The organism is Falsiroseomonas sp. HC035 (assembly GCF_050563525.1).
GTDB lineage: Bacteria > Pseudomonadota > Alphaproteobacteria > Acetobacterales > Acetobacteraceae > Falsiroseomonas.
In genome coordinates, this window is the sequence record NZ_JBNXUN010000005.1 from 155027 (window position 1) to 166691 (window position 11665).

12 protein-coding genes are annotated in these 11665 nt (G+C 70.6%); 6 read left to right on the forward strand and 6 right to left on the reverse strand.

The genetic code is table 11. The annotated features are described in order from the left end of the window. Positions 1-10 precede the first annotated feature (10 nt). From ACLF3G_RS13170 to ACLF3G_RS13180, 3 genes are all read right to left on the reverse strand, one after another. Positions 11-217 (reverse strand): DUF1289 domain-containing protein, encoded by a 207-nt coding sequence (locus tag ACLF3G_RS13170; RefSeq protein ID WP_430669838.1) that lies wholly within the window; start codon positions 215-217, stop codon positions 11-13. 127 nt (positions 218-344) lie between these two features. Further along, the gene (locus ACLF3G_RS13175; RefSeq protein WP_430669839.1) at positions 345-482 is read right to left on the reverse strand and encodes a hypothetical protein; all 138 of its coding nucleotides are present in this window, start codon (positions 480-482) and stop codon (positions 345-347) included. A 184-nt stretch (positions 483-666) separates the two neighbouring features. After that, positions 667-1650 (reverse strand): Bug family tripartite tricarboxylate transporter substrate binding protein, encoded by a 984-nt coding sequence (locus ACLF3G_RS13180; protein WP_430669840.1) that lies wholly within the window; start codon positions 1648-1650, stop codon positions 667-669. Between the two features lie 174 nt (positions 1651-1824). Between ACLF3G_RS13180 and ACLF3G_RS13185 the strand changes: the two genes are divergently transcribed. The 6 genes from ACLF3G_RS13185 to ACLF3G_RS13210 all read left to right on the forward strand — a co-directional run bounded on the left by ACLF3G_RS13185 (position 1825) and on the right by ACLF3G_RS13210 (position 9200). Then, on the forward strand, positions 1825-2838 hold the full coding sequence (locus ACLF3G_RS13185) for an NADP-dependent phosphogluconate dehydrogenase (protein WP_430669841.1): 1014 nt from the start codon (positions 1825-1827) through the stop codon (positions 2836-2838). Next, complete coding sequence (locus ACLF3G_RS13190) at positions 2835-4157, forward strand: ferredoxin reductase family protein (protein ID WP_430669842.1); 1323 nt, start codon at positions 2835-2837, stop codon at positions 4155-4157. Before ACLF3G_RS13185 ends, ACLF3G_RS13190 begins: the two co-directional genes overlap by 4 nt. Positions 4158-4322: 165 nt before the next feature. Beyond that, positions 4323-5309 (forward strand): Bug family tripartite tricarboxylate transporter substrate binding protein, encoded by a 987-nt coding sequence (locus ACLF3G_RS13195; protein WP_430669843.1) that lies wholly within the window; start codon positions 4323-4325, stop codon positions 5307-5309. After that, positions 5309-6451, forward strand: a complete 1143-nt coding sequence (locus tag ACLF3G_RS13200) for a M24 family metallopeptidase (RefSeq protein WP_430669844.1) — start codon at positions 5309-5311, stop codon at positions 6449-6451. The genes ACLF3G_RS13195 and ACLF3G_RS13200 overlap by 1 nt, the downstream gene beginning before the upstream one ends. Before the next feature lie 41 nt (positions 6452-6492). After that, a complete protein-coding gene (locus ACLF3G_RS13205) occupies positions 6493-7461 on the forward strand; it encodes a Bug family tripartite tricarboxylate transporter substrate binding protein (protein WP_430669845.1) in 969 nt (322 codons plus the stop codon). Between the two features lie 68 nt (positions 7462-7529). Continuing rightward, positions 7530-9200, forward strand: a complete 1671-nt coding sequence (locus ACLF3G_RS13210; protein ID WP_430669846.1) for a formate--tetrahydrofolate ligase — start codon at positions 7530-7532, stop codon at positions 9198-9200. A gap of 138 nt (positions 9201-9338) precedes the next feature. Here ACLF3G_RS13210 and ACLF3G_RS13215 read toward each other — a convergent pair whose 3' ends face one another. The 3 genes from ACLF3G_RS13215 to ACLF3G_RS13225 form a co-directional block, all read right to left on the reverse strand. Then, positions 9339-9560 (reverse strand): NepR family anti-sigma factor, encoded by a 222-nt coding sequence (locus tag ACLF3G_RS13215; protein WP_430669847.1) that lies wholly within the window; start codon positions 9558-9560, stop codon positions 9339-9341. 145 nt (positions 9561-9705) lie between these two features. Continuing rightward, positions 9706-10464, reverse strand: a complete 759-nt coding sequence (locus tag ACLF3G_RS13220) for an SGNH/GDSL hydrolase family protein (RefSeq protein ID WP_430669848.1) — start codon at positions 10462-10464, stop codon at positions 9706-9708. Positions 10465-10469: 5 nt separating this feature from the next. Next, the gene (locus ACLF3G_RS13225; RefSeq protein ID WP_430669849.1) at positions 10470-11639 is read right to left on the reverse strand and encodes an OpgC family protein; all 1170 of its coding nucleotides are present in this window, start codon (positions 11637-11639) and stop codon (positions 10470-10472) included. Between the last annotated feature and the right edge of the window lie 26 nt (positions 11640-11665).

Consider the following 11665-nt stretch of genomic DNA (forward strand, 5'->3'; position numbering starts at 1 on the left):
GCGCGGCCGCCTAGCCCTTCTTGCGCTTCGCCGCTTTGCCGGTGGCGAGCCCCGCCTTCTGCAAGGCGGTGATCCGGTCCGGCAACGCGGCGCGGATCGCCGGGCGCTGGTCGCGGTCCTTCTTCCAGCGCTTCTTCTCGGGCTTCAGCATGCCGCAGCCGAGGCAGAAGCCGGTGGCCTCGTCGTAGCGGCAGATATCGATGCAGGGGCTTGCCATGCCCCGGCAGATGGGGCGCCGGGCAGAGCTTGGCCACCCGGTGTCTGCCGCCGGCAAGGCCACGCACCGAGACATCATGCCGCGAGGTCGCAGCGATCACGTTGACGGCGACGTTGGGCGTGAAGAATTAGCTGAGGTCGAGCTGTGCCGTGGCCGTCGTGCTCGCATGCGGCGTGCCGCCGATGGTGGTGTCGCCGCCATTCGTCGGCAGCACGCCGATGATGCCGCCGCCGAGCACCAGGTTGCCCGCCAGCCTGCCGCGCACCGCCGGTTCCTGCGCAAGCCCCGGAGCCGCCGCTGACCACGACCGCCAACGTGGCAGCGCAGATCGTCCGCATCATGATCCTGCCTTCTCACCGCGGCGCGCCTGCTGCGCAGCCGCGGTGCCGGCTATGCGCCCGGGTGGGCGGCGCGCCGTTGATGCAGGTCGGGCAACGACCTGGCGCCGATCATTCCGCCCTGATGTTGGCGCTGCGCACCACTTCGCGCCAGCGGGCGATCTCCGCCTGTTGGAAGGTGCGATATTCCTCCGGCGAACTCGCCACCACGTCGAAGCCGATGGCGCCCAGGCGCTGCACACTCTCGGGGTGTTTCAGCGCCGCGACCGCCGCCTCATGCACCTTCGCCAGGATCGGCTGCGGCACGCCGGCCGGCGCCATCAGCGCCTGCCAGGAGGTGACGACGAAATCCTCCATCCCCGCCTCCGCCGCCGTCGGCACGTCCGGCAGCACTGTGCTGCGCGTGGCACTCGTCAGCATGATGGCGCGCAGCCGGCCGCCCTGGATATGCGTCGCCACGGTGCCGAGGTTCTGGAACGAAAGCTGCACGTTGCCGGCGATGAGATCCGTCGCCGCCGCGGCGCCGCCTTGGTAGGGGATGTGCGTCACCTCGGTACCGGTGCGCTGCTTGAACAATTCCATCGTCAGGTGGTCGGAGGAGCCGACGCCGGAAGTGGAATAGCTGGCGCGCCCGCCATTCGCCTTCAGCCAGGCCACCACCTCCGGCAGCGTCCGCGCTGGCACCTTCTCGGCGTTCACCACCAGGACATTCGGCGTGGTCACCGCCAGCGTCACCGGCGACAGGTCGCGGATCGGGTCGTAGCCGAGGTTCGGCCGCAGCGCGGCGTTGATGGCGAAGACACCGATCGAACCCACGAACAGCATGTGCCCATCCGCCGGCGCCCGCATCACCTGCCGCGCCGCGACCTCCCCGTTCGCGCCCGGCCGGTTCTCCGCGACTACCGGTTGGCCCACCGACTGCGCCATGCGGTTGGCGATGGTGCGCGCGATGATGTCGGAGGGGCCGCCGGCGACGAAGGGCACCAGGATGGTGACCGGGCGGTTTGGCCAGGGCGCGGCATTGCCCTGGGCACGGGCAAGGCCCGGCAACAGCGGCGTGGCGGCGAGCGCACTCAGCAGGGTTCGGCGCAGCATGGTGTGTCCTCCGGGTGGGCTTTTGCCGGGATAATGCTGCGCGGCGCGGAGCGGGGGAAGCCTTCCGGAAGCTGACAAGCCCGCCAGCGAGCCCAATCCCGCCTGCCCGCCGAACGGTTGCAGCCACGCCGCGTTCGGAGAGGCAGGTGCGCCATTTCGTGAGGAGGACGCCGCATGGGCGGGCAACAGGACCAGCGTGACGAGGCCAGCCGTGCCTTCGGCATCGTCGGCCTCGGCCAGATGGGCGGCAACATCGCGCGGCAGGCGCTGGCAAAGGGCTTCCGGGTGGCGGGTCAGACCCGCGGCGATCCGCCGCCGGACCTGGTCGAGGCGGGCCTTGTCGCGCTGCGCGACCTGGCCGGCTTCCGCGCCGCGCTCGCGCCGCCGCGCCTGGTCTTCCTGTGGGTGCCGGCCGGGCCGGTGGTGGACACGGTGCTGGAGGCGGTCGCGGCGGCGCTGGAGCCGGGCGACGTCATCGCCGATGGCGGCAACTCCTACTGGGGCGATTCCATCCGCCGGCACGCCCGCATGGCCGGACGCGGCCTCGGCTTCGTCGACCTCGGCACCAGCGGCGGCCTGTCCGGCGCGCGCGACGGCGCCTGCTTCATGGCGGGCGGAGAGGCCGCGGCGGTGGCGCGGCTGGAGGCGACGTGCCGGGCGCTCGCCGTGCCGGGCGGCTTCGTGCATGCCGGCGGGCCGGGCACCGGGCACTACGTCAAGCTGGTCCACAACGGCATCGAGTTCGGCATGCTGCAGGCGATCGCGGAGGGTTATGCGCTGCTGCGCCACCACGATGCACCGCTGGACATCCAGGCGACGCTGGAATGCTGGCGGCATGGTTCCGTCATCCGGTCCTGGCTGGTGGATCTGCTGGCCCAGGCGCATGGCGGCGATCCGGGCCTGAAACGTGCCGAGAGCGGCTTCGTCGAGGATACGGGGGAGGTGAACTGGCTGGTGATGGATGCGATCCGGATGGAGGTGCCGGTGCCAGTCATCGCACAGTCGGTGATGCAGTTGCTGGCTTCCCGCCAGGCACCGCGCGACCGGGACGATGCGCGCGCCATCATCGCCATGCGGCACGGCTTCGGCGGCCATCCGCACGGACCCGAGGCCTCCATCGCGAAGGAACGCCAGGAAGGCCGCGTCGGCCCGCTGCACGATCCCAACACGGGGCGGGGCAGGGCATGACGCTGCGCCAGGCGGCCTGGATCGCGCTGTACCTGCTGCTCGTGCTAACGCCGCAGGCCCTGCTGTTCCTGGGCGAGATACCGCCGGGGCGGGACTTCTGGTGGAACTTCTCCATGGCGCTGGGCTTCGCCGGCATGGCGATGATGGGCGTGCAGTTCGCGCTGACGGCGCGCATCCGGCCGATGACCTCGCCCTTCGGCGTCGACATCATCTACCTGTTCCACCGCTATCTGGCCTGGATCGCGCTGGCTCTCGTCGCCACGCATTTCGGCATATTGTGGCTGTGGTACGAGGAACGCCTCGGGCACACGATCAATCCGCTGGAGGCGCCGTGGGAGCTGACGGCGGGGCGCGCGGCGCTGGTGCTGTTCGGGCTCGCCGTCGTCACCTCCGAATGGCGCCGGCGACTACGGCTGGAATACGGGCTGTGGCGCTACACCCATGTCGTGCTGGCGACGCTCGGCTTCGCCGCCGCGGTCGCGCATATCCTGGGCATCGGCTACTTCACCGCCTCGCCGCTGAACCGCGCGTTGTGGCTGCTGGCGACGCTGTCCTGGCTGCTGCTGCTGGTCTGGACCCGGCTGGTGAAGCCGCTGAACCAGAGGCGCGAGCCCTGGCGCGTGGTGGAAGTACGGCCCGGCCGCAACAATGTCTGGACCATCGCCATCGAACCGGACGGGCACCCGGGCCTGCGGCCCTTCCTGCCCGGCCAGTTCGCCTGGCTGACGCTGCGCAACTCGCCCTTCGGGCTGCGCGAGCATCCTTTCACTATCGCCTCGGCGCCGGAGGAACTGCCGCGGCTGGAGTTCGGCATCAAGGAACTGGGCGACTTCACCGGGCGGATCGGCGAGGTGCGTCCCGGCGACCCGGCCTGGATCGATGCGCCCTACGGGGTCTTCTCCATCGACCGCCAGCCGGATGCGGAGGGCATCGTCGGCGTCGTCGGCGGCGTCGGCATCACGCCGATGCTGAGCATGCTGCGCAGCCTGGTCGCGCGCGGCGACCTTCGGCCCATCTGGCTGTTCTACGGCAACAAGGACTGGGCGGACGTTGCCTACCGGGAGGAGCTGGAGGCGCTGGCGAGCCGGCTCGACCTGCGCCTGGTCCACATCCTGGAGGAGCCGCCGGAGGGCTGGCAGGGCGAGACGGGCTTCGTCACGCAGGACGTGCTGGAACGCCACCTGCCGCCGGACCCGCGCCCGCGCCTCCACTGCTTCCTGTGCGGCCCGACACCGATGACCGCGGCCGCGGAGGCGGCGCTGCGCGGCATGGGCGTGCCGGCTTCGCACATCCAGACTGAAATCTTCGAGCTGGCCTGAAGGGAGGCACCGATGCGTCGCCGGATCGCGCTTCTCCTCGCCCTGCTGACCGGGCTGCTGGTGCTGCTGATGGCGCTGGGCTTCGCGCTGCTGCGCTGACAGGACTGATTGCCGGCGGCGCGCGCACAGGATTACAGTTCCGTATCGCTCAGCCGGAACCCTGCCATGCAGATGAATGCCCCCTCGGTCACCCGCCGCCTGCTGATGGGCGCCGGTGCCACCCTGCTCGCGGCGCCCGCGCTGGCGCAGGCGCCCTGGCCCAACCGGCCGATCCGGCTGGTGGTGCCGTTCGGGCCTGGCGGATCCACCGATGTGCTGGCGCGGCTGCTGACGGACCAGATGTCGCCGCGGCTGGGCCAGCCCTTCGTCATCGAGAACCGGCCAGGCGCCGGCGCCACGCTCGGCACCGGCGTGGTCGCCGATGCGCCGCCGGATGGCTACACCGTGCTGCTTTCGGCGATCAGCGCGTTCTCGGTGGGCAGCACGCTGTACCGCGGCCGCATCACGTGGGACCCGGTGCGCAGCTTCGCGCATGTCGGCATGATCCAGTCCGGCTACTACGCGCTGATGGCGAACAACGCCACGCCGTACCGCAACCCCGGCGACCTGGCCGCCGCCGCGCGCGCCCGGCCGGGCCTCGCCTATGCGACCAGCGGCGTCGGCTCGCTGCCGCATCTGTTCATGCTGCGCTTCGCCCAGGCTGCCAACATCGAGTTGCAGCACATCCCCTATCGCGGCGGCGCTCAGGCGGTGAATGACGTGGTGGCGGGCGTGGTGCCGGTGACGCTCGATGGCATCGCGAGTTCGGTGGCGCTGATGCGGGGCGGACAGATCCGCGGCATCGGTATCACCGGCCCGACGCGCCAGCCGCTGTTCCCCGACATGCCGACCTTCGTCGAGCATGGCTTCCCCGGGCTGGTCGCGGAAGGCTGGGCCGGCATGGCGATGCCCGCCGCGACGCCGCGCCCGATCCAGGACCGCTTCGCCGCCGTGCTGAAGGAGGTGCTGGAACTGCCCTCCATCATCGCCCGTTACCAGCAGCTTGCGATCGACCCGGGCACCCGCTTCGGCGACGCCGCCCAGGCCTTCGTCGCGAACGAGGTCGAGACCTGGCGGCCGCTCGTCCTTGCCTCCGGCGCCACGGTGGATTGATGACCAACCGCATCGCGACCTTCCAGCAGACGCTGGAGGGACGAGCCGACCTCGCCTTCATCCCGCTCGGCACGACCGACCTGCACTACCTGGCGGGCCTGGCGCGGGACATTCCGAAGTATGGCGTCACCATGCATCCCGGCGACTGGCTGGAGGGCGCCTGGGTGGCGCCCGGCCATGCGCCGGTCCTGGCACTGCCGCGCATGACGGCGGAGTTCGGCGGGCGTGGCGCACCGGACGGCGTGGAACTGCGCGTGCTCGGCGACTGGGACGATCCGGCGAAGCTGGTCTCCGACCTGCTGGCCGGCCTCCGCCTGCCGGCGAGGCCGCGCATCGCCATCAGCGAGCGTGCCCATGCCGACAGCCTGATCCACCTCCAGGCGCTGCTGCCGGATGCCGTCTTCGTCTCGGCCACGGCCATCCTGCGCGAACAGCGCCTGATCAAGTCGCCGGAGGAAATCGCGCTGATGCGCGAGGCCGGGCGGCGCACGGAGGCCGCCTTCGCCGCGCTGCTGCCGAAGCTGCGCTTCGGCATGACGGAACTCGACGCCATCGCCGAACTCGACTGGCAGATGAAGCGCCAGGACAGCCTCGGCCCGACCTTCACCACCACGCTCTACAACACTGGGCCGAACAACCCGTTGATGCTCGGGCGCCGGATGGAAAGCTGGAAGCGGCGGATCGAGCCGCCGGTCTCCGTGCTGTTCGATTTCGGCGCCTCCCACATGGGCCTCTGCTACGACTACGGCCGCACGGTGTCCTTCGGCGAACCCTCCGCCGAGCAGGTCCGCGTCCACGCGCTGGTGATCCAGGCGCAGCGCACCGGCATCGCCGCGCTGAAAGTGGGCGCGACCTGCGAAAGCGTCGATGCGCTGGCGCGCCAGGTGATCCTGGATGCGGGATTGGGCGCCGGCTTCCGCCACCGCCTCGGCCACGGCATCGGCTGGGACGTGCACGAGCCGCCATTCCTGACCCGCGGCGACACGACGGTGCTGCGGGAGGGCATGATGTTCACCATCGAGCCCAGCATCCTGCAGGACACAGGCTTTTCCGCCCGGACCGAGGATGTGGTGGTGGTCCGGGATGCGGGCGGGGAACGACTGACCGAGGGCTTCCAGGAATTGCTGGTGGTGGACCACTAGCTGCTCCAGACTGTTCCGGCTGAACGGGGGAAACACATCCAATGACGACACGGCGCGGCGCCCTTGCGGGCCTGGCGACAATCCTTGCCGCGCCCACGGTGCTGGCCCAGCCGGCCTGGACGCCGAACCGGCCATTGCGGATGTTCGTCACCTATCCGCCCGGCGGCGTCACCGACATCGTCGGCCGCATCTCGGCCGATGCGCTGAGCCAGGAACTCGGCCAGCCGGTGGTGGTGGAGAACCGCGCGGGTGCCGGCGGCAATGTCGGCATGCAGGCGGCGCTGGCCGCCCCGGCGGACGGCACCACGCTGCTGCTCGGCACCGTCGCGATGTTCGGCGTGAACCCGATCCTCTACGCGAATTCCGGCGTCGACGGGGTGCGCGACTTCGTACCGCTCGGCATGCTGGGGGAAGCGGCGAACGTGCTCTCCGCCATCCCCTCCCGCATCCAGGCGACCAACGTCGCCGAGCTGGTGGCGGAGGCGAAGCGGCGCACGCTGACCTACGGGTCGGTCGGCAATGGCAGCTCCTCCCACCTCTCGGCGGTGCTGCTGCTGAAGAGCCAGGGGATCGAGGCGACGCATGTGCCCTATCGCGGCTCCGCGCCGCTGGTCACGGCGATGCTCTCGAAGGAAGTCGACTTCGGCTTCGACACCACTGCCACCTCCACCGCGCATGTGCAGTCCGGCGCCTTCCGCGCGCTGGGCGTCACGACAGCCCGGCGGTCCTCGGCGCTGCCGGATGTGCCGACGATGCAGGAGGCGGGGCTGGCCGGCTACGCGCTCAGCGTCTGGTTCGGCGTCTTCGCCCCCACCGCCACGCCTGCCGCGCCGCGCGCCCGGCTCGCCGAGGCGGTGGCCCGCATCCAGACCCCGGCGCTGGCGGAGAAGCTTCGGCGCGCCTTCGTCGATCCGCTGACAGTGCCGCCGGCCGAGCTGCCGGACTGGTTCGCCGCCGACGCCGCCCGCTGGCAGCAGGTGGCCCGCGATGCCGGCATCGGCATCAACTGAGAGGCGGGTTGCCGGCTCCGGAAGGTCCGGATAAGCCGGAAATCATCACGCGGGGAATTCGAGACAACATGGCCACCGATCTCGACATTGCCCGCGCGGCGAGCCTGCGTCCGATCGCGGAGATCGCTGAGCGTGCCGGCATCCCGGACAGCGCGCTGGAGCCCTACGGCAAGTACAAGGCCAAAATCGGCAACGGCTTCGTGGCGGAAGCCTCGGCGCGGCCTGCCGGCGCGCTGGTCCTGGTCACCGGCATCAGCCCGACCCCGGCCGGCGAAGGCAAGACCACCACCACCATCGGCCTCGGCGATGCGCTGAACGCGCTGGGGACGAAGACGATGATCGCGCTACGTGAGCCCTCCCTCGGTCCTTGTTTCGGGGTGAAGGGCGGGGCGACCGGCGGGGGCTATGCCCAGGTGCTGCCGATGGAGGACATCAACCTCCACTTCACCGGCGACTTCCACGCCATCACCAGCGCCAACAACCTGCTCTCGGCCATGGTGGACAACCACCTGTACTGGGGCAACGAGCTGAACCTGGACCCGCGGCGGGTGTCCTGGCGCCGCGCCATGGACATGAACGACCGCAACCTGCGCGACTGCGTCGTCGGCATGGGCGGCGCCAGCCAGGGTGTGGTGCGGGAGGATGGCTTCGACATCACCGTGGCCTCCGAGGTCATGGCGGTGTTCTGCCTGTCGCGCGACCTGGCGGATCTGCAGGACCGGCTGGGGCGGATGATCGTCGGCCGCCGGCGGGACGGCACCGCCGTCACGGCGCACGACATCAAGGCGGATGGCGCCATGGCGGCGCTGCTGCGGGATGCGCTGGCGCCGAACCTGGTGCAGTCCATCGCCGGTTCGCCCGCTCTGGTGCATGGCGGACCCTTCGCCAACATCGCGCATGGCTGCAACAGCGTGGTGGCGACGCGGCTCGGCCTGGGGCTGGCCGATGTGGTGGTGACGGAAGCGGGCTTTGGCGCCGACCTGGGGGCGGAAAAATTCCTCGACATCAAGTGCCGCCTCGCCGGACTGAACCCAGCCGCCTGCGTCATCGTCGCCACCGTTCGCGCGCTGAAGATGCATGGCGGCGTGGCGAAGTCCGATCTGGGGCGGGAGGATGTGGCGGCGGTGGAGCGTGGCATCGCGAACCTCGCCCGCCACGTCGAGAACATCCACAAGTTCGGCCTGCCCGTGGTGGTGGCGCTGAACCGCTTCGACACCGACACGCCGGCGGAGATCAAAGCGATCCAGTCCGCCATGGCGCGGCTGGACACGCAGGCCATCCTCTGCACCCATTGGTCCGACGGCGCCGCGGGGGCGGCGGAACTCGCCCGCGCGGTGCAGGCGCGAATCGAGGCCGGTGCCGCGCGCTTCCAGCCGATCTACCCGGATGCCATGCCGCTGGCCGACAAGCTGCGCACCATCGCGAAGGAAATCTACCGCGCGAAGGACGTGGCGATTCCGGCGCCGGCGATGCAGCGCCTGGCGCGGTGGGAGGCGGAGGGGTTCGGCCACCTGCCGGTGTGCGTCGCGAAGACCCAGTATTCCTTCAGCGCCGACCCCACTGCACTGGGCGCGCCGGTGGACCACGTGCTGCCGGTGCGCGACGTACGGCTCTCCGCGGGGGCTGGCTTCGTGGTGGCGGTTTGCGGGGAAATCATGACCATGCCCGGCCTGCCGCGGCGCCCCGCGGCGGAAACCATCGGTTTGGATGCGGAAGGCCGGATCGAGGGGCTGTTCTGACCCGGAAGGGTCAAATCAGCGGTATCAGGAGATGACTTGCGGCCGGCACCGCCGGCCGGGCGCCCGAACGGGCGCTGCGGCTAGTGCCGCGTAATTAAGCGGCCGGAGGCCGCGACCGGCGGTTGAGAGGGAGAGGTATCAGCCGCGGCCCTGGATCGGGTCGTTGATCAGCTTCAGCAGTTCATCGGGCACCGGCTCGCGCAGCGCGTCTTCATAGGCCTGCGACAGCTCGGCCTGCAGCCAACGGTCGAAGGCGGTCGGCGGACGCTCGGGCCGGCGATCCAGCGGCCGAGGGCCTGGTCGATCCGAGGGGTCAGCGGGCGTCCGCGGCGCAGCCTGCGGTTGAAACTGTGTCTCCATGCAAGCGAAGCGCAGCAGAGGCGTCCAGGTTCCTTGACGTGAAACGACACGAAACACTGTGACCTTCCTGCATCACCGGCAGCCAGATCAAAATTGAAACGGTCCCGAGCAAGCGCGGGCCGCGGCTGACAAGATGGCTGGACGTTCAACGCCGGCCGCGGTTGGCGCCATCCAGGATGTAGGCTGCCAGGGCCTGCGCCAGGCAGTCATGCAACCGGTCGGCCACCTCCACCCGCTGCCGCCGCGGCGCGCGCTCCAGGTCCAGGATGTCGGCCTCGACCCAGTGGCGCATGATGGCCCAGCGGCTGAACAGCTGCGCGCCGCTTGCCGCCGCGGCGACGCGCAGGGCATCCCGGTACAGGTCGACATCCGCGTTTCCGCGCAGGAATCGGGAAAACTGCTGGTCCATCAGCAGAACGTCGGTGCGCTCGCCCCGCGTGGCGCCGAGCCGCGCGACCGCCTGCTGCACCGTCTCCGCCATAACCTCGGAAGGCAGGCCCCGCGCCGCCTCCACCGTGCCGAGTTGCCAGATCACCAGATGTGGCCGCACCTCCGCGGCCTTGGCCGCGAGGATTGCGGCATGGTCCGCGGCCGTGGTGCCGCGGCCGCCGAACACCTCCACCTTAACCGACACTGGGCGGATCGCGGCGCCCAGGTGGGCCTTCAGCCGCTCGGGCCACGTCGCCGCGGGGCTGGAGGTGCCGCCGCTCTGCGTCGAGGCGCTGCCAACCACCAGGATCCGCAACTCGGTGTTCGCCAGAGCCGCGAAGACCCCGGGCAGCGGGGCGGAGGCCTCCAGTGCCTCGGCGGGCGCGCCGCAGGCAGGCTCCGAAGCCCGGGCCGGTCCCGCCGGGATCAGCACCAGGGCCAGCAGGGCGGCGAGCAGGGCGGGCAGGGGGCTCATGGCGGTCATGGGCTAGCCGGCGCCGGCGCGGCGGGCAAGGACTTCGGCGTCCGCCTTCGCTCGCCGCCATACCAGGCCGAGACCGCCGCCACGGCCAGCAGCGCGGCCAGCCCGGCCGCATTGACTGTGACCTGCGGCAGCAACCCGTCCGCCTGTTCCAGCACCACGCGGCCGATGAAGGACAGGAAGATGCCGGAACAGAATACCGGCAGCCCCTGCTGGCCCATCAGCACGAAGCCGGCGGCGATCGGGTTGCCGAGCCAGCGCGCCGCCGGCGCGACCAGATGCGCGGCAAGCCAGACCATCAGCATCATCGACCCCAGCCGCACCGGGTGCAGCGCCGTCTTGTCCACGCTGCCGATGGCGGACGCCAGCCATTCCGGCGGGTGCAGCCCGCGTGCCGGCCCGTGCCAGACCCAGTTCAACGAAACCGCCGCCGCCGCCAGCAACGCCACGGCCAGCATCGCCAGGCCGCGGCGCCAGGGAAAGCGCCGCGCCAGGCCCACCGGGTCGGCCCGGCCCAGCACCACGCCGATGGCGAAGATCAACTGCCAGGCGAACGGATTGAAGAACCAGCCGCCGCCGGTCCAGGACGGCAGTTCGAGCCCGGTCAGCCGCGTCGTCGCGTACATCGCGAAGGACAGGCCAAGCAGCCAAAGCGGCCGGTCGATCAGCGGCAGCGCCAGCGCGAACAGGCCGAGCACGACGATGTACAGAGGCAGGATATCCAGGAAAGCCGGCTGGTATCGCAGCAGCAGCGCCTCCAGCAGTGCCCGGTAGGGCTCGGCCGAGAGCGGGTCGAGGTGCATCTCGTCCAAATAGGCGGCCTGGTTCAGAGCAGCGGCGGAATAGCCGACCTGTGCGGCGAAGACGACGAACAGGAAGATGTGCGCGACATACAGCGTGCCGATCCGGCCGACGATGCGCGCCGCCGTCGAGGCCCAGCCCTCACGCTCCAGCATCCGCCCATAGGCGATGCCGGCGGCATAGCCGGCCAGCAGCACGAAGGTTTCCGTAGCATCGCTGAAGGCGACGTTGCGGAGCGTGCCATAGACCAGCAGATTGCCGGGCGTATGGGTGATGAAGATGAACCACAGCGCCACGCCGCGGAAGAAATCCACCCGCAGGTCGCGGCCGGGCTTCGTCGCCTGGGGCGAGTCGGAGGGGAATGTCATGCACCGTCAGCATCGCGGAAGGGCCG